We start from the raw sequence: 17,289 nt of genomic DNA, 5'->3' as shown, positions 1-17,289 counted from the left end.
GCCGGAAACGGATAAGCTGCGCCTGTGGTTAAAGGAACCAGCTCTCTACTCTACCCATTCCCTCTTCTTGAAGTACTGAAGATGCAGGGACAGCGGATCGAGTAGTCGAGTCGGTGGGATAGATCTCTCCGTTGGTTTTAGCTTGCAAGCTTTGATATTTTCTTCAGTATCTCTTTGTCATCGCCAAATTTACAGATTGCATCACAATTGTCCTTTAATTCTGAAAACAATATATAGTGTATTTTGATTTCACTATTTTTAATAGACGGTCTCTGTAGCTGTAGTAGTACTTCTTTTTCTCTATTGTTAGGTATTATGAGATACAATGTAGGTGGGTTTTCTTTGAAGGAAAAATGAAGATCGGTAAGTCTTAATATGCCAGAATAAATAGATGTGCTTTTTTCCACCTCAAACGCACAAGCAATCTTGTTTGTTTCTTTTTCAAACCATACAGCATCAATGAGTGTAATAGTTTTGTATGTATCTTTGCCTACATCGATCTCTGGAAATTTACCAAGACTGATAAATGACAGGCTTTGACCATTATGGCATTTTGAACGGTCATTGGATGCAGCGATAACATCGTATCCTATTGAATTACCTATAGTCATTATGTGATACTGCATTTCCGTATGAAGGTCTTCCTCCTCAATTTCGCTAATTACTTCTTTATGTCTTTTTTTAAGTTTCTTTTCAATCTTTGTTCGCTCTTCTTCTGATATATGATCATCACTGACTAATAGTTTCTTTTCACCAATATCAAACAATAGGCCTGCAAAAGCGCCTAGGTCATTTGAAAGATATGATTTAAACTCATTGTTTTTTTCAATTATCACCCCCCTCATTCTTAGATATTCAGTCCATGACCCAAGTTTTACATTGTCACTGAATAATGTATTAAACCCATTTACAATGGCAGTATTACAGGGCGGAATAATTGTTGGGTGTAAAAAATATAGAATACTTGCAACAGCAGGACCTAGGCCTTTTATTTTCTTTTTGTCAAGTATAATGATTTCTTTTAGTATTTGTTCTTCTTTTGTTGCATTTATACATTTTTCTAAAAATTGTCCAAATGCTAATTTGTTTTCTTCATTCTCGTATATGTCTGGTATTCGTAGTTTAGGCTTCCAGTAAAACGGATGAGATGCACCCTTGAATACCTGTTTTTGTTCTGTAATACAATTTAAAACAAATTCTAAAGAAGATCCTTTAAAATCATTTCCGAATTCACCTGTTTTTATATCTTGTATTACGTCAAATACGCCTCTACGAATTGATCGAAATGCCTTTAATCTTTCATCATTATTTACAAACCAACTATTATAAACCGTTTCTTGGTCTTCTTTGTAATTTTTTATTATAGATTTAAAATCTTGACTCATAGTTCATTCCCGTTAGTTCATATTTCTACACAGCAAGTTATTGTTCAGATCTGTACAATATGTCAACTCTCTATTCTTTGGCCAAGATAAATTTTGACAACACTTAAGTTCCGAACTGGATCTCAGAAAAAAGTTGAATATTTACGATAAGGATAACTCCGGGGCTATCAAAACTTCTATCATGTCCATTCCTATCTGCTATAGCCCCTCCGGGCACTGTGAGACACGGTGATATTCTCCCGGCCGTACCACCCGTTCCCAGACGGGGAGGGCTATGCGGGGTTGCCGCGCAAGCGAATTGGGAGGCCCCGCCACAGTGCCCGCTTTTATGCCAAGTCGATTTCAGGCTGTGGCAACTGTTAATCACGACGACATTTTCATAAGGAGCCACAGGCATAACCCCACGACCACCAGCAAGCCAACTCCAATAAAGAGAAAATAAAGGAGCATTTTCTGTCCCCTCCTGCAACTGCTATGGACTTAAGGGGGCCTATTTTACTCCCGGTTTCTCAAAAAAATCTCAAATTTGGGGCAGATCAGCTTACTGTGGGCGGAAAAAATGGTGAACCAGGCCCGAAACAGCCATCATTTCACGACGGGAATGCAGTTCCACTTCGTCGTATAGGCCGGTGAGAGATGCTCCTGCCGCATGAACCAGTCCTTCCGCGGGCGCTGTCCGCCGAACCGGATCGTCCCCCGGCTGTCCCGGTTGATGCTGTCGACGGCCCGCATCAGGTTGTCGTTTCGCCGGTGGTCGGTCCCGGTGTCGAAGAGGTCGAGTTGGAGATTGTCCGGTGAACAGAAGTCCCCGAGCATGACCCCGGCCTTGGCGTAACGGCCGCCATCCTTCCAGACCATGTCGAACAGGCGGCTCACCAGGTGCAGAATCTCCAGGGTGTCGGAACTCGGCCGGGGCAGGGTGCCGGTGGCCGCGTTATTGTAGCCGGCGCCGGTTCCGTCAAACGGGCTGGTGCGGATGAAGACGCTGACCATCCGGGCCAGCAGTTTTTCCCGGCGCAGCTTTTCCGCCGCCCGGGCGGCAAACTCGCAGACCGCCGCGCGCACCTCGCGGTAATCGGTCAATTTCTCTCCGAAGGACCGGGAACAGATAATCTGCTGTTTCGGCGCCGCCTCCTCCAGCGCGATGCAGTTCTCCCCGTTCAGTTCCCGCACTGTGCGCTCCAGGGTTACGGAAGAGAGCCGCCGGGCCCGGCGTGGCTCCATTCGAGCCAGCTCCAGGGCCGTCTTCACCCCGCGCCGTTGCAGGGCGCGAGTGAGGTTGCGGCCGATCCCCCAGATTTCAGAGGCCGGAGTAATCGCCAGCAGCCGTTGCTGCCTGCGCGGGTCGCACAGTTCAACAACACCCCGGGTTGCCCTGAACCTCTTGGCCGCAGAGTTGGCCAGCTTCGCCAGGGTCTTGGTCGGGGCGATGCCGATACTTACCGGAACGCCGACATGCTGTTTCACGGTCGTCCGGATCTTCTGGCCGTAGTCATACAGTTTGCTGATGTCGGACAGATCGAGGAAGGCTTCATCGATGGAGTAGATCTCCATCCGCGGACTGAACTGTTCGAGGGTCTGCATCACCCGCGAGGAAATGTCGCCGTAGAGGGTGTAGTTGGAGGAAAAGACCCGGATGCCGTGCCGTTCGATGTCGTCCCGGACCTTGAACAGGGGCACCCCCATCTCGATTCCCAGGGCCTTGGCCTCCGGGCTGCGGGCGACGACGCAGCCGTCGTTGTTGGAGAGAACGACCACCGGCACTCTTTTCAGGTCCGGCCGGAACAGGCGCTCGCAGCTGCAGTAGAAATTGTTGCAGTCGACCAGGGCGAACATGGTCAGGGGTTGCGCAGTGAATGGATGACGGTGGTGACCACGCCGAAGATTTCCAGCTCGGCTCCTTCCGGAATCGGGATCGGGGCATGGTGGTCATTCATCGGCACCAGGCGGGTCCGGGGTCTCAGCTCCAGTTTCTTGACCGTCAGTTCGCCGTTGAATTCGGCAATGACAATATCCCCGTGCTTCGCCTCCAGGGAACGGTCAACCACCAGCACGTCGCCGGAGAAGATGCCGGCTTCGATCATCGAGTCCCCCTGCGCCCGCACGAAATAGGTCGCGGCGGGGGTTCTGATGCACAGCTCGTTCAGATCCAGGGCACGCTCGCAGTAATCGGACGCCGGCGACGGGAACCCCGCCGGGACTTTATCCAGAAACAGGGGAATGGCCAGGGCGTCAAAACGACCGGCCTGGCCGATCCGTTCAACTTTCATGCGAAGGTCCTTCTCTCCGGGGAGTTCCCGCAGCATGCCCGAGTTCCGTGACCGGATAGGTCACGCCGTCGGCCGGGTCTTAAGCCTGGTCTTGTCCTGTTCGCATTCATCATGTCCGGGGCAGTGGTCGGAGCCGCAGGGCTCCATGTGGATGGTGACATCGGCTCCCGGCAGGCTGTCCTCAATTCGTTTCTCCAGCGCGTCGGCGATGTCGTGGGCCTGTTCGATGGTCAGGTGGCGACAGACGGTGAGGTGGAAATCCATGATCTTCTGCGAGCCGGCGCGGCGGGTACGCAGGTTGTGGTAGTCGATCAGGTCGTCGGGGTGACTTTCGATCAGGCGGGCGATCTCGGCGCGAACCGATTCCGGCAGTTCTTCATCCAGCATGTCGCGCATGCCGTGACGCAGTAGCTTGACCGCTTCGAAGATAATGTAGACACCGACCAGCATGGAGAGAATCGGATCGAGCCAGGGAGCTTTGAGGGTGTTGATCAGGATCAGGCCGAGCAGCAGCGCCAGGTTGGTGTAGACATCCATGGCGAAATGCAGGCTGTCGGCCTGCAGGGCGGAGGAGTCGGTCAGGCGCGCGATACGGCGCAGGTAGCGGCTGATGGCGCTGGAGGTGGCGACGCTGAACAGCAGCACGATCATCCCCCCCTCGATGCGGGCCAGTTCGATCTCGCCGGTCAACCGACGAACGGCTTCGAAGCAGATCCACGCCCCGGTCAGGGCGATGATGGTGCTCTGGATCAGGGTTGCCGCGGTTTCAAATTTGCCGTGGCCGAAGGGATGGGATTCGTCGGCCGGCTGCTCGGCGCGCCTGATGGCGAAATAGTTGACACCCGACATCAGGATGTCGAGCAGCGAGTCGACCGCCGAGGCCAGCACCGCCAGCGAACCGGTCAGGACTCCGGCCACCAGCTTGATGGCGGCAAGACCGGCGGCGGTGGAAACCGAGATCTTGGCGGCGCGGATTTTCAGACGGGAGGTATCCATCAGCGGCTCAGTCGGTCGGTAGTGGACAGGCGGCGACCCAGTGGCTGTAGCCGTCCCCCTCGATGTCCCAGAAGCTGTCGATCCGCTCGCGGTAGTAGTCGCGATCGCCGCAGGCCCGGGCAATGGCGCCGCTCAACTGCGATGAACAGCGATTGTCGCTTTCGAACCAGGTGTAGAAGGCCGCGACGCCGTCGAGGATGTCACCCAGTTCGACCGGGTTCGGCTCCAGGTTGCGGACGATGTACCAGTGTCCGGCGAACTGCCTGATTCGCTCGGCCGGGATCCGGTAGATGTTTTCGCGCCGGTCGCCGATGATGAATTCGCGCAGGAAGTAATCGGCGCCGCGCGCCAGGCTGCCGGCGGTTTCCGCGTCATCGTCATGCCGGGCGATCCGGTGCTGAAGAAAATCGCGCAGCAGCTCTCCCAGCAGGCGGTCGGCACGGATCTCGTCTTCGAGATCGGCAATCTGGAAAGATGCCTCGTCAAGGGCCTCGGACGTGGCCCGGTCCGAATTTGAATTTTTCATGAAACCTCCGTGAAATCAGCCTTCTATTAACATTCCGTGGGTCAGGCGGTCAAGTCTGTCAGGTTTGTTCAGCGGCGTCGTTCAGCTGTTTACAGTGTTCCGGTGGTCTGTTACCATGAGCCGCGTTGCAGCGCGACATTTCTTTCCCTGCTAAATAAAGATTCTGACAGGTAGTTCAGGCATGCCCCAGCAGACCCCGATGATGCGTCAGTATCTCCAGATCAAGAGCGAGTATCCTGACGCGATCCTCTTTTTCCGGCTCGGCGATTTCTACGAAATGTTCAACGAGGATGCGGTCAAGGCGTCACGCATTCTTGACATCACCCTGACCTCGCGCAACAAGGGGGCGGCCGAAGAGGTTCCCCTGTGCGGCATTCCCTACCACAGCTGCCAGCCCTATCTGAACAAGCTGGTCGCCAGCGGCCACAAGGTGGCGATCTGCGAGCAGGTCGAAGACCCGAAGGCGGCCAAGGGGATCGTCCGCCGGGAAGTGGTGCGGGTGGTGTCGCCGGGACTGGTGGTCGATACCGACAGCCTGACGCCGAAGGAGAACAATTACCTGCTCGCCCTGGCGCCGGGAGAGAAGAATCAGTGGGGGGTGGCGGTTCTCGATATCACCACCGGCGAGTTCCGGGTCACCGAGGTGGCCGGCCTGGCCGGCGTGCGCGGCGAACTGGCCTCGCTGCAGGCCCGGGAGGTGATTCTGCAGGAAGACGGCTGGGGCGACGAGGTTGCCCGTGAACTGGCCGACCTGTTCGCCGGTCGGGCGCTGACCCGGCTTCCGGAATGGGCCTTTGCCGTCGATCGGGCCACGATCGAACTGCAGGAGTTCTTCGCCGTGTCGAGCCTCGAAGGCTTCGGCTGCCGGGGGCTTTCCGGCGCCATCGCCGCTGCCGGGGCGGTGCTGCACCTGCTTAAGGAGACGCAGAAAGAGGGATTGACCCATATCCGTTCCCTGTCCACCTACCAGTCCAGCGAATACATGGTGCTCGACGAGGCGACCCGTCGCAACCTGGAACTGACCGCCACGCTGCACGACGGCCGCCGCAAGGGAGCCCTGATCGGGGTGCTCGACCGCACCATGACCGCCATGGGCGGCCGCCGGCTGAAGCAGTGGATCAGTCACCCGCTGCTCGATGTCGCCCGCATCCAGTCGCGCCAGCAGGCGATCGCGGAACTGGTGGAGCGCAGCCTGGAGCGCAACGATCTGCGGGTCGCCCTCGACGGCATCTACGACCTGGAGCGGCTCAACGCGAAAATTTCCATGGCGACCGCCAATGCCAAGGACCTGGTGGCCCTCAAGCTTTCCCTGCAGCGGCTGCCGGAACTGGTTGACCGCATGGCCTCGCTTGAGGCCGGATTCAGCCGGGAACTGGCCGGTCGCATCGATCCGCTGCCGGATCTCTGTGAACTGATCGAAACGGCGATTGCCGACGAGCCGCCCTTCGTGCTTCGCGAGGGAGGGTTGATCAAGACCGGGTTCAACGCCGAACTGGACGAACTGCGGGCGATCGCCCGCGAGGGGAAGGGCTGGATCGCCGGTCTCGAACAGCGGGAACGGGAGCGGACCGGCATCAGCAATCTGAAGATCCGCTTCAACAAGGTGTTCGGCTACTTCATCGAGGTCACCAAAAGCCACCTTGACCGGGTGCCCGAGGACTACCAGCGCAAGCAGACCCTGACCAACGCCGAACGGTACATCACGCCGGATCTGAAGGACTATGAAAGCAAGGTCCTCGGCGCTGAAGAGAAGCTGATCGACCTTGAATACCAGCTTTTCCAGCAGGTGCGGCAGCAGGTGGTCGCCGAAGGGCCGCGGGTGCAGGAGGTGGCCGACGCCCTGGCCGCTCTCGACGTCATCTGCGGACTGGCCGACCTGGCCCATGAACGCAACTACGTCTGTCCGCAGGTGGATGACGGCGACCTGCTGAAGATCGTCGACGGCCGCCACCCGGTGGTCGAGGCGATGAATCTTGGGGAACGCTTCGTCCCCAATGACACCCTGCTCGACAACCGCGAGAACCAGCTGCTGATCATCACCGGCCCCAACATGGCCGGTAAATCGACCTTCATGCGCCAGGTCGCCCTGATCACCCTGTTGGCCCAGATCGGCAGCATGGTGCCGGCGAGGGAGGCTCATGTCGGGGTGGTCGACCGGATTTTTACCCGGGTCGGAGCGAGCGACAATCTCGCTCGCGGCCAGTCGACCTTCATGGTCGAGATGACCGAGACCGCCAACATCCTCCATCACGCCACCCCGCGCAGCCTGATCGTGCTGGATGAAATCGGCCGCGGTACCTCGACCTTCGACGGTGTCAGTATCGCCTGGGCGGTGGCCGAGTATCTGCACGATCATCCGTCGGTGGCCGCCAAGACCCTGTTCGCGACCCACTACCACGAATTGACCGACCTGGCGCTGACCCGCGAGCGGGTGCAGAATTACAATGTCGCCGTCAAGGAATGGAATGACCAGATTGTTTTCCTGCGGCGCATTGTCAAGGGCGGCGCCAGCCATTCCTACGGTATCCAGGTCGCCCGCCTGGCGGGCCTGCCGCGCCCGGTGATCGATCGGGCCAAGGAGGTTCTGAAAAATCTCGAAACCGGCGAATTCGTCGGTGAGGGTCAGCCGCGGCTCGCCAGGGAGAAGCGCGCTCCGGTGGAGCAGACACCGCAGCTTTCCCTGTTCGGGGCGGGGGACGATCAGTTGCGTCGCGCCCTGGAGGAGGTGGATGTCAGCGTGCTGACGCCGCTTGAGGCCCTGAACCTGCTTGATCGATTGAAACGGATGCTCTGATGGTGGCCCTGCGCGCGAAACTCTCTGTCCTGCTGGCCCTGGTCGTGCTGCTCGGTTTTGCCGCACCGGCCTCGGCCCTGGATGCCGAAAGCGCCTACCAGAAGGCCAAGCAGGGCTATATCCGCCTGCAGCAGTCGGCCAAAAAGCAGCTCTACCGGGACAACTGGATGCGGGTGGTGGATGATTTCGTCGGCATTGCCCAGGCCTGGCCGGAAGATGATCGCGCGGCCGACGCGCTGTACATGGCCGGCAAGGCCTGCCGCGGTTTGTCGCGGGTTTCTCTGCTGGCCTCCGACGCCCGGCGGGCGGTCGGTTATTTCGATCGGGTGGCCGACAACTACCCCGCCAGCTCTCTGGCCGATGACAGCCTGCTGCTGGCCGGGGAACTGCTCGAAGATCCGCTTGCCGATTTCAGCGCCGCCTACCGACATTACGCGCGCATTGTCCGTGATTATCCCCGCAGCGACATGTTTGCCCGGGCCCGGCCCCGCGCCAAGCGCCTGGCCGCTTTCGCCCCGGCCGAGACCCCGCCGGTTCGCGCGCGCTCAGCGGGCGGCAACAAGGCGGAACTGGCGGCCATCCGCAGCTGGAGCGGCAGCAACAAAACCCGCATTGTTCTCGATTTCAACCGCAAGGTCGATTTTCGTTCCCATTTTCTTGCCGCCGGCAGCGGTAAAATTCCGGCTCGTATCTATCTCGATCTGAAAGGTGCCGACAGTCGCAGGGGGTTGGAAAAAGTGTGGAACTACCGAACCGGCCTGGTCAGCCAGATCCGTACCGGTCACCCCCGGGATGGTACCCTGCGGGTGGCCCTCGACCTGACGAAAGCGGTTGGCTATCACATTTTTTCGCTGGCCGATCCCTATCGCATCGTCGTCGACCTGTCGCCCGGAAAGGGAAAACAGCCGGTCGCGGGCGGGCCGGAACTGCATGCTCCACCGCCGGCTGACGGCATCAGCGACGTCCTGGCCAACGCGCCCGCCGAACGGAAGCTCAAGGTCCATATCCCCAGTCAGCAGAAGGACGGCAGCCTGCGGCTGATCGTGGTCGATGCCGGTCATGGCGGCAAGGATCCCGGGGCGATCGGACCCGGCGGCACCCGGGAGAAGGACGTGGCCCTGGCCATCGCCCGCGAGGTCGCCAGACAGTTGCGCAAGACCCTGAAATGCAAGGTGGTGCTGACCCGCGACAGGGATGTCTTTCTGCCGCTTGACCGCCGTACCGAGATTGCCAACCAGCTCAATGCCGACCTCTTCATCTCGATCCACGCCAACGCCAGCCGCAACCGCAAGGCCTACGGTATCGAGACCTATTATCTCAACTTCTCCAAGAGTGATGCCGCGGTCGCCGTGGCCGCCCGCGAGAATGATACCAGCCTGAAGGAGGTCGGCGATCTGGAGCTGATCCTTTTCGATCTGATGGCCAATTCCAAGATTAACGAGTCGAGCCGGCTGGCGACTGAAATCCAGTCCTCCCTGGTCGGTGCCCTCGGCCGGAATTACAAATATGTCAAGGACCTCGGTGTTCGTCCCGGTCCATTTTATGTCCTGCTCGGCGCGACCATGCCGTCGGTGCTGGTGGAAACCGCTTTCATCAGCAACCGGCGTGAGGAAAAACGTCTCAAGGACCGTCGTTACCACCAGAAAACCGCCATCGCCATCGCCAGGGGAGTCCGGGATTACGCCCGGGCCCTGAAGCTGATTGCCACCAGGTGAACAGGACAGAAATGCCATCATCGATCGACAGCTGTTTCGCTTCTCCCCGGTTGACCGATACCGCTCTTCCCTATGAGGAACGACGCGTCCTGCTGCTGCAGGCCTCGCGTGACTACCTTGAGCGGGAACGGGCCGCTGTCCGTCGGCAGCATGAACAGGGAGCCTCCGGCCGCGAGGTGGTCCGGTTGCTGACGGTGATGACCGATGAGCTCATCCGGCGCCTTTATCATGCCGTGGCCGTCGATCTGACCGGGGTCGAGGATGTCGCCTGCGCCCTGCTGGCCATCGGCGGTTACGGGCGGGCCGAGCTCAACCCCCGTTCCGATATCGACCTGATGTTCTATTATCACGGCAGGGATCGGAGCATCGCCGAACAGATATCCGAGCGCATGCTCTACCTGCTGTGGGATCTTGCCCTCGATGTCGGCTACAGTGTTCGCACCGCCTCCGACTGTATCGAAATGGCGGATCGGGATATCACCGCCCGCACCGCGCTGCTTGATGCCCGCTACCTGGCCGGCAGCGAAAGTTTGTTTGAGGATTTCGAGAAACAGGTCCTCAGTATTGTGCTGGGGAAAAATTCCAACCAGTTCATCCGGCACAAGCAGGAAGAGAGCAGGCGGCGCCTGACCAAGTACGGGTCCACGGTCTACCTGCTGGAGCCGAATATCAAGGAAGGCGAGGGGGGGCTGCGTGACCTGCAGGCGGCGGTGTGGGTTCTGCGGGTCAAGTTCAAGGCGTCCGGTCTGCGGGAACTGGTGATCAAGGGCGTGATGACCGAACAGGAAAAAGAGGCGGTTGAAAACGCCTGCGACTACCTGTGGCGCATCCGCAACCAGCTGCACTACCTCTCCAGCCGCAAGAACGATCAGCTGCATTTCGATCAGCAGGAGCAGATCGCCCGTTTTCTCGGCTACCGGGACAGCAAAAAAGCGCCGGCGGTCGAAGAGTTCATGCAGGATTACTACTCCCACGCCACCCAGGTTGAACATCTCGCCTCGGTATTGATCAACCGGGCCGCCAACCGGGATCAGAATCCCAGTTTCTTTTCCTCCTTCTCGAAACGCAAACTGGAGGACGGTTTCTACCTGCTGCGGCGCGAGTTGCGCGCCGGCAAACCTGAACTTTTTGAACAGAATCCGGTTTTGCTGATGCGGGCCTTCCTGCTGGCGCAACGCCATGGCGTGGTGCTCAGTCTTGATCTGAAAACCCTGATCCGGGACCATCTGCACCTGATCAATGACCAGTTCCGTCGCTCTCGCGAGGTGAACCGGGATTTTTTCGAGATCCTGCGCGGGCAGAGCTGCGGTCAGATCCTGCGGGATATGCATCACCTGTGTTTTCTCAACGCCTATATTCCCGAATTCGAACGTATCTATTGTCGTGTGCAGCATGACGCCTATCACATCTACACGGTCGATATTCACACCCTGTTCGCGGTCGAGGAAATCCTCAAACTCTGGGCCGGAGAGTATGCCGAAGAACGACCGCTGCTGACCGCGGTGGCCAATGATATCGAAAAACGCGAACTGCTGCTGCTGGCGGTGCTGTTCCATGATATCGGCAAGGGAGAGGGGAAAAACCACAGCGAAAAAGGGGCGAAACTGGTCAGGACCATCGCCCGGCGCATGGGGTTGAACAAGGAGGACAGTAAGCGGCTCGAATTCCTGGTGCTGCATCACCTGGAAATGGCCCACATCTCCCAACGGCGCGACCTGCACGATGACAAGCTGATCGACCAGGTGGCGCGCAGCATGGGGATGACCGAGAATTTGAAGATGCTTTTCCTGCTGACCTTCGCCGACCTGCGGGCCGTGGGGCCAGATGTCTGGTCGGAGTGGAAGGGATTTCTGCTGCAGGAACTGTACGAGAAGACCTTCGATGCCCTCGAACGCGGTAATTTCCGCGCCGATGCCCGCAGTGAAAGGGTGCGCAACCGCAAGCGCAAGGTCTACGACAACCTGGCCGAGGATTTCGGCCGCAGCAAGGTGAAGGCGGTGCTGCGTTCGCTCGGCAGTCGTTACCTGCTCAGTCACCGTTCGCCGGAGATTACCGAACACCTGCGGGTCTATTTCGGTCGTGGCAAGAAGCCGCTGGCCATGCGTGTCGAGCATCAGCCCGGCAGCCAGTTCTCGCAGCTGATGCTCTCGACCCTGGACAGTCCGGGACTTTTCTCCCTGGTCGCCGGGGTGCTGGCCGCCAACGGGGTGAGTATTCTCGGCGCGCAGATCTACACGCACAAAAACGGTGAGGCCTTTGACCTGCTGCAGGTGGTCGGCAGCAACGGTGAAATTATTGACAACCCCCGCCGCTGGCAGAAGGTTGAACAGGAATTGACCGCCGTCATCGAGGGGCGGCTGCAGGTTGATGCCCTGGTCGAAAAGAGCAGGCCGCCCAGTTTCCTGAGCGGAAAGGCGCTGCCCAAGTATCCCAGCCGGGTCGAGTTCGATACCGAGGTTTCCGATGATTATACGGTGGTCGATATCTATACCCATGACCGGGTTGGTCTGCTTTATGAAATAACCCGCAGTTTTGCCGACCTGGGGCTCTATATCGGGGTGTCGAAAATTTCCACCAAGGTGGATCAGGTGGCCGACACCTTTTACCTGCAGGACATCTTCGGTCAGAAGATCACGGCCGACGACAAGCTGGATGAACTGCGCCGTGTGCTGCTTGACGTTCTGGAAGAGAAGACGACGGAAGGGAGTGACGCTGTCGATTAGGAATTTTTTTCCTGCCTGGACGGCCTGTTATGGATCAATACCTCGATCTTTTTCTGAATTATCTGGTGGTTGAAAAAGGTCTCTCGAAAAACACCCTCGACGGCTACGGACGCGATCTTGTCCGCTACCTCGCCTATCTGAAGGAAGAGGGCATCACCGCGCCGGACACCATTCGCACCGTGCACCTGCTGCGCTTCCTGGCGCTGCTCAAGCAACAGGGGCTGGCGCCGCGCAGCCGGGCCCGGGCCCTGGTCAGCCTGCGTCATTTTCATCGCTTTCTGCATGCCGAGGATCATTGCCGGCAGAATCCGGCGGATCGTATCGAAGCGCCGAAAAATCTTCCAGCTCTGCCCGGGATCCTCTCCATCGCCGAGGTTGACAGCCTGCTGGCTGCGCCGCGTGGCGATGAACCCCTTGCCGTTCGCGACCGGGCGATGCTCGAAGTTCTCTACGCCACCGGCCTGCGGGTTTCCGAACTGGTCGGCCTGCGGCTCGGACAGCTGCATCTCGATGCCGGGTTTCTGCGCGCCAGCGGCAAGGGCGCCAAGCAGCGGGTGGTTCCCCTGGGGGAGCCGGCCACCGAGGCGGTTGTCATGTATATCGACGCGGCGCGGCCCTCACTGCTGAAGGACAAGTCCAGCGAGGCGCTGTTTCTCAACCGATCCGGGCGGGGCTTGACACGCCAGGGCTTCTGGAAGATGATGAAGCGCCGCGCCCGCGAGGCGGGAATTTTCAAGAACATTACACCACACACCCTGCGCCATTCGTTTGCCACCCATCTGCTGGAAAATGGAGCCGATCTGCGGACCGTCCAGACCATGCTCGGCCATGCCGACATCGCGACGACCCAGATCTACACCCATGTCACCCGCGAGCGGCTGCGCAAGGTGCATGAAAAACATCATCCGCGCGGTTGACGCGCTACGGGGACAGAGATGAAATACCTGGTATTGCTCGGTGACGGCATGGCCGACGAGCCGATGGAGGAACTGGGCGGCCTGACGCCGCTGGAAAAAGCTTCGACGCCGCACCTGGACCGACTGGCCGGCGCCGGCACCCTGGGACTGGCACGAACCGTCCCGGTCGGCTTTCATCCCGGCAGCGATGTCGCCAACTTGTCGGTGTTCGGCTACGATCCGCACGACTGTTACAGTGGCCGTTCTCCCCTCGAAGCCGCCAGTATGCATGTCGAACTGGCTCCCGAAGATGTCGCCTTCCGACTCAACCTGGTGCATCTGGAGCCCCATTTCGCCCACCTCTACATGTCGGACTTCTCGGCCGGACATATCCCTACCGACCAGGCCCGTGAACTGATCGCGTCGCTCCAGGACCATCTGGGGAATGATGAATTCAGCTTTCATCCCGGTATTTCCTACCGTCATCTGCTGGTCTGGAAGGGGGGCAAGGACAGGCTGCAGTGCACGCCGCCGCATGACATCAGCAATCAGTGCGTCGGCGACCACCTGCCGCGCGGGGAGGGGGCCGAAGAGCTGATTCACCTCACCACCCAGGCGCAGATCATTCTCGCCAATCATCCGCTCAATCGTCGTCGCGAGGAGGCCGGTGAGGTGACCGCCAACTCGATCTGGCTCTGGGGACAGGGGCGGGCACCGCAACTGGCCGATTACCGGCAGCTCTACGGCCTGAACGGCGCGGTGATCTCGGCCGTCGACCTGATCAAGGGCATCGGTGTCTATGCCGGGCTTGACATCATCGAGGTTCCCGGTGCCACCGGTTACATCGATACCAATTATCGCGGCAAGGCTGACGCCGCCCTTGCCGCTCTGAAGAGCCGCGACTTCGTCTACCTGCATGTTGAGGCCCCCGATGAGGCGGCTCATGCCGGAAACCTGGAAGCCAAGATCCAGGCGATTGAGGATTTCGATGCCCAGGTGGTCGGCCGGGTGCTGGAGGGACTGAACGGCGGGGATGATTTTCGTCTGCTGGTGCTGCCCGATCATCCGACGCCGGTCAGCAAAATGACCCATACTTCCGATCCGGTTCCCTTCGTGCTTTACGACTCGCGTCGCGGGGAAGAAGAAACCGCTGCGGTCTACAGCGAAAAGTCAGCAGCCGCGACCGGGCTGGTTGAAGTCGGCCATCAGCTGCTGCCGCGGTTGTTGGAACGTGAGGTTTCAGCAGGCTGATGAAAAACACCCATCTGCGGCGTTGTCCGTTCCCCCGCGTCAACGACGTACCTTCCGGTACGCCTCATTCCGCGGGAGTACGGACGCCTGGCATCTGGGCATTTTTGCTCAGCCTGGGTGACGCGGCGGTATTCGCTTCCCGTCAGTAAAACTGTCCCGGGCGGAAATCATATGGTGTGTAGGGATACGCGTCGTAGTAACCCGGGTCATAGGGGTTGCTGCGCGGTTTTGCGTCCGGTCCGACGTAGGTCGGCGCGTAGCGGTTGGGACCGGGATGAATCATGGTGCGGAAAGGGGTATCCCAGAGATATTCCCGCTGCAGATGGAAAACAGGGTAACGGCGGTCGCTGTAGTTGTCGGAGCGGATCTGCTGACCGCGGACATCGGCGGTGAAGGTGATCATCCGGCCGGTGAGAAAGCGTGCCGGGTCGAGCGGCCGGTCGCTTTCAACCAGGATGCGTTCGCTGCCGTCATCGAGGTCGATCGGTTCTCCCCAGCGGTCGAGACGCCAGGGGGTGATCTCCAGGACTGAACCCTCCTGTTCATTGTCCAGTCCCATGATGACGCCGCCGAGCAGCAGGGTTTTGCCCCGATAGGCCTCGGGATCAGCACGAACCTCGGCCAGGTTGACGTCGCTGTCGACCCGGCTGCGTGCCTGCTCCGACAGCACGTGTCCGCAGCCGGTGAGACCGACAAGGATCAGCAGGAGAATGAATCTGCGCATGGTGGCTCCTTTGCTGCTGTGAAGAAACGCATTTCTCATTTGATTATATCGGAACCGTTGCCGTTTTGCTTTAACATCGAAAGCCTTATGCCCAAAGCCTATTTCGTCAAACTTCAGCGGCCGGAACGCGCCCGGCATCTCTGCGAACTGGCCGAGCGTTTCTACCTCCAGGGCTATCGGGTGCTGGTGACGGTGATGGATGAAAACCAGGGGGTCACCCTCGACCGCTTCATGTGGAGCTGGCAGAAAGGCTCTTTCGTTCCCCACGCCTACGACAACGGCGCGGTCGAGTGCCATGCCGAACCGGTCGTCATCGGCAGTTGCGAACAGAACCCGAACTCCGCCCAGGTGCTGATCATGGGCGGGCACTGTTCACTCGAATTCATGCGGCGTTTCGAGATCGTTATCGATTTTGCCGAGGTCTACGATCCCGGGGCGGCGGCGCAGTCCCGACAGCGCTTCAGTCGTTACCGCGAGGCCGGTTTTGCCCCCGAGATGCTGCAATAGCGGTGGTCATTCGAGCCGGTTGCTGCTGCCCGTGGTCCCGGTGGCCGAAGAGCCGCTTGTCCTCGATGGCGCCGCCGTTGAGCGTCTGCGGCTCTGGCGGGCCAGGCCGGGAGAGATTCTCACTTTCGTCGATCCGCGTCAGACCGCCTGGCGGGGCCGGCTTGAGCGGGACGGGGCGCGCTGGCGGGTCGTCCCGTTTCAACCTCTGAAACGGAATCCGGCCGGACCGCTGCGGATCGACCTTTTTCAGGCCCTGCCGCAGCGTGAACGTTTCGAGCTGGTGCTGGAAAAGGCGACTGAACTGGGTGCCGGCCGCCTCGTCCCCTACCAGTCCGAGCGGTCGATTTCCCTGGCCGAACGGGACGCCAGGCAGAAGAAGTCGCACCGCTGGCCGGAGCTGGTGCTGCGCGCCGCGCGGCAATGCCGCCGCTCCGAACTGCCGGAACTCTACACCTGCTGCGGTTGGAACGAGGCGCTCGATATGGGAAGTCGTGCCGACCTGCGGCTGATGCTCTACGAGGGCGGCTGTTCCCAACAGATGGGAGAGGCGCTGGCGGTGTCCCGTGCGGAATCCCTCGCGCTGCTGATCGGTCCGGAGGGTGGATTCAGCGATGCCGAGGTGGCCGAGGCCGTCCGTCGCGGCTTCCAGCCCGTCAGCCTCGGCCCCCGTCTGTTGCGGACCGAAACCGCGGCCATCGCCGCCATTGCCGTGGCCCAGGCCTGTCTTGGAGATTTCAGATGAAGGATGTCAATGCCCGCCTGGAGAATATCCTGGTGGTCCTGGTCGAGCCCCAGGGAGGACTGAATATCGGTTCGGTCTGTCGGGTGATGGCCAATTTCGGTCTCAGTCGTCTGCGGCTGGTCAATCCGCAGGTCGATCATCTCGGTGACGATTCCCGGCGGATGGCGGTCAAGGCCGCTCCGCTGCTGGAGCGGGCGGAGGTTTTTTCCGATCTGCCGACGGCGCTCGCCGATTGCACCTGCAGCATCGGCACCACCCGTCGTTTCGGCAAGTACCGGGAGAACCTGTTCCATCCGGATCAGGCGGCCCGGCACTTTCTGCCGTTGAGTGCCGCCGGGCAGGTGGCGCTGGTCTTCGGCCGCGAGGACCGGGGGCTGCACAACGAGGAACTCGATCTCTGCCAGCGGTTGATGACCATTCCGACCCGGGAGCCGGTGGCCTCGATGAACCTCGCCCAGGCCGTGGCGGTCTGTCTCTACGAGGTGCAGAAGGTCTGGGGTGAACTGGCGGGGAAGGCGGCCGGGGGCAAACGTCTCGCGTCCGGTGAGGCTCTTGAACAGATGTTTCGTCACATGCGCCGGACGCTGCTCGACATCGAATTTCTTGATCCGCAGAATCCTGATCATATCCTGCGCGCTTTCCGGCAGATTCTCGGTCGGGCCGGGCTCTCCGCCCGCGAGGTCCGCATCCTGCAGGGGCTCTGGAGTCGGATCGACTGGGTCGAAGGGGAAAGGCGCAAATCCTGTGGTGAAGGGTGAAA

14 protein-coding genes are annotated in these 17,289 nt (G+C 59.4%); 8 read left to right on the top strand and 6 right to left on the bottom strand.

Annotation, left to right across the window (positions count from 1 at the left end):
• Positions 1-137: 137 nt before the first annotated feature.
• The 5 genes from C2E25_RS04010 to C2E25_RS03990 form a co-directional block, all read right to left on the bottom strand.
• Entirely contained in the window at positions 138-1,385 is a 1,248-nt protein-coding gene (locus C2E25_RS04010) for a hypothetical protein (protein WP_103114499.1), read from the bottom strand.
• A 585-nt stretch (positions 1,386-1,970) separates the two neighbouring features.
• Positions 1,971-3,221 carry a translesion error-prone DNA polymerase V subunit UmuC gene (umuC, locus tag C2E25_RS04005; protein WP_103114498.1) on the bottom strand — a complete coding sequence of 417 codons (1,251 nt, stop codon included), beginning with the start codon at positions 3,219-3,221 and terminating at the stop codon, positions 1,971-1,973.
• Between the two features lie 2 nt (positions 3,222-3,223).
• Positions 3,224-3,655 (bottom strand): translesion error-prone DNA polymerase V autoproteolytic subunit, encoded by a 432-nt coding sequence (gene umuD, locus C2E25_RS04000; RefSeq protein ID WP_103114504.1) that lies wholly within the window; start codon positions 3,653-3,655, stop codon positions 3,224-3,226.
• Positions 3,656-3,715: 60 nt separating this feature from the next.
• On the bottom strand, positions 3,716-4,651 hold the full coding sequence (locus C2E25_RS03995; protein ID WP_233189326.1) for a cation diffusion facilitator family transporter: 936 nt from the start codon (positions 4,649-4,651) through the stop codon (positions 3,716-3,718).
• A 7-nt stretch (positions 4,652-4,658) separates the two neighbouring features.
• Positions 4,659-5,177 (bottom strand): hypothetical protein, encoded by a 519-nt coding sequence (locus C2E25_RS03990; protein WP_103114497.1) that lies wholly within the window; start codon positions 5,175-5,177, stop codon positions 4,659-4,661.
• 181 nt (positions 5,178-5,358) lie between these two features.
• On the opposite strand from C2E25_RS03990, the gene mutS reads away from it, so the two are divergent.
• The 5 genes from mutS to C2E25_RS03965 are packed head-to-tail and all read left to right on the top strand — an operon-like array spanning position 5,359 to position 14,556.
• Complete coding sequence (gene mutS, locus C2E25_RS03985) at positions 5,359-7,971, top strand: DNA mismatch repair protein MutS (RefSeq protein WP_103114496.1); 2,613 nt, start codon at positions 5,359-5,361, stop codon at positions 7,969-7,971.
• Positions 7,971-9,686: an N-acetylmuramoyl-L-alanine amidase gene (locus C2E25_RS03980; RefSeq protein ID WP_103114495.1), complete on the top strand. Its 1,716-nt coding sequence runs from the start codon at positions 7,971-7,973 to the stop codon at positions 9,684-9,686. Before mutS ends, C2E25_RS03980 begins: the two co-directional genes overlap by 1 nt.
• Positions 9,687-9,697: 11 nt before the next feature.
• Positions 9,698-12,409: a [protein-PII] uridylyltransferase gene (gene glnD / locus C2E25_RS03975; RefSeq protein ID WP_103114494.1), complete on the top strand. Its 2,712-nt coding sequence runs from the start codon at positions 9,698-9,700 to the stop codon at positions 12,407-12,409.
• A 29-nt stretch (positions 12,410-12,438) separates the two neighbouring features.
• Complete coding sequence (xerD, locus tag C2E25_RS03970; RefSeq protein WP_103114493.1) at positions 12,439-13,326, top strand: site-specific tyrosine recombinase XerD; 888 nt, start codon at positions 12,439-12,441, stop codon at positions 13,324-13,326.
• A gap of 18 nt (positions 13,327-13,344) precedes the next feature.
• Positions 13,345-14,556, top strand: a complete 1,212-nt coding sequence (locus tag C2E25_RS03965; RefSeq protein ID WP_103114492.1) for a cofactor-independent phosphoglycerate mutase — start codon at positions 13,345-13,347, stop codon at positions 14,554-14,556.
• 142 nt (positions 14,557-14,698) lie between these two features.
• On the opposite strand, the gene C2E25_RS03960 is transcribed toward C2E25_RS03965, so the two are convergent.
• Complete coding sequence (locus C2E25_RS03960; protein WP_158247118.1) at positions 14,699-15,280, bottom strand: Slp family lipoprotein; 582 nt, start codon at positions 15,278-15,280, stop codon at positions 14,699-14,701.
• Between the two features lie 87 nt (positions 15,281-15,367).
• On the opposite strand from C2E25_RS03960, the gene C2E25_RS03955 reads away from it, so the two are divergent.
• The 3 genes from C2E25_RS03955 to C2E25_RS03945 are packed head-to-tail and all read left to right on the top strand — an operon-like array spanning position 15,368 to position 17,287.
• Complete coding sequence (locus tag C2E25_RS03955; protein ID WP_103114490.1) at positions 15,368-15,787, top strand: DNA polymerase III subunit chi; 420 nt, start codon at positions 15,368-15,370, stop codon at positions 15,785-15,787.
• A complete protein-coding gene (locus C2E25_RS03950; protein ID WP_158247117.1) occupies positions 15,765-16,529 on the top strand; it encodes an RsmE family RNA methyltransferase in 765 nt (254 codons plus the stop codon). The genes C2E25_RS03955 and C2E25_RS03950 overlap by 23 nt, the downstream gene beginning before the upstream one ends.
• On the top strand, positions 16,526-17,287 hold the full coding sequence (locus tag C2E25_RS03945; RefSeq protein ID WP_103114488.1) for an RNA methyltransferase: 762 nt from the start codon (positions 16,526-16,528) through the stop codon (positions 17,285-17,287). Before C2E25_RS03950 ends, C2E25_RS03945 begins: the two co-directional genes overlap by 4 nt.
• Positions 17,288-17,289: the final 2 nt, after the last annotated feature.

Origin of the sequence: Geothermobacter hydrogeniphilus (assembly GCF_002898515.1) — a bacterium.
Classification (GTDB): domain Bacteria; phylum Desulfobacterota; class Desulfuromonadia; order Desulfuromonadales; family Geothermobacteraceae; genus Geothermobacter_A.
Note: the sequence above shows the minus strand (reverse complement) of the source record. Positions and strands in the feature narration are given on the sequence as shown.

Excerpts from the sequence above, each read along its gene's own strand:
- C2E25_RS04010 (WP_103114499.1), bottom strand. The coding sequence starts at position 1,385 with ATGAGTCAAGATTTTAAATCTATAATAAAAAATTACAAAGAAGACCAA.
- umuC (WP_103114498.1), bottom strand. The coding sequence starts at position 3,221 with ATGTTCGCCCTGGTCGACTGCAACAATTTCTACTGCAGCTGCGAGCGC.
- umuD (WP_103114504.1), bottom strand. The coding sequence starts at position 3,655 with ATGAAAGTTGAACGGATCGGCCAGGCCGGTCGTTTTGACGCCCTGGCC.
- C2E25_RS03995 (WP_233189326.1), bottom strand. The coding sequence starts at position 4,651 with ATGGATACCTCCCGTCTGAAAATCCGCGCCGCCAAGATCTCGGTTTCC.
- C2E25_RS03990 (WP_103114497.1), bottom strand. The coding sequence starts at position 5,177 with ATGAAAAATTCAAATTCGGACCGGGCCACGTCCGAGGCCCTTGACGAG.
- mutS (WP_103114496.1), top strand. The coding sequence starts at position 5,359 with ATGCCCCAGCAGACCCCGATGATGCGTCAGTATCTCCAGATCAAGAGC.
- C2E25_RS03980 (WP_103114495.1), top strand. The coding sequence starts at position 7,971 with ATGGTGGCCCTGCGCGCGAAACTCTCTGTCCTGCTGGCCCTGGTCGTG.
- glnD (WP_103114494.1), top strand. The coding sequence starts at position 9,698 with ATGCCATCATCGATCGACAGCTGTTTCGCTTCTCCCCGGTTGACCGAT.
- xerD (WP_103114493.1), top strand. The coding sequence starts at position 12,439 with ATGGATCAATACCTCGATCTTTTTCTGAATTATCTGGTGGTTGAAAAA.
- C2E25_RS03965 (WP_103114492.1), top strand. The coding sequence starts at position 13,345 with ATGAAATACCTGGTATTGCTCGGTGACGGCATGGCCGACGAGCCGATG.
- C2E25_RS03960 (WP_158247118.1), bottom strand. The coding sequence starts at position 15,280 with ATGCGCAGATTCATTCTCCTGCTGATCCTTGTCGGTCTCACCGGCTGC.
- C2E25_RS03955 (WP_103114490.1), top strand. The coding sequence starts at position 15,368 with ATGCCCAAAGCCTATTTCGTCAAACTTCAGCGGCCGGAACGCGCCCGG.
- C2E25_RS03945 (WP_103114488.1), top strand. The coding sequence starts at position 16,526 with ATGAAGGATGTCAATGCCCGCCTGGAGAATATCCTGGTGGTCCTGGTC.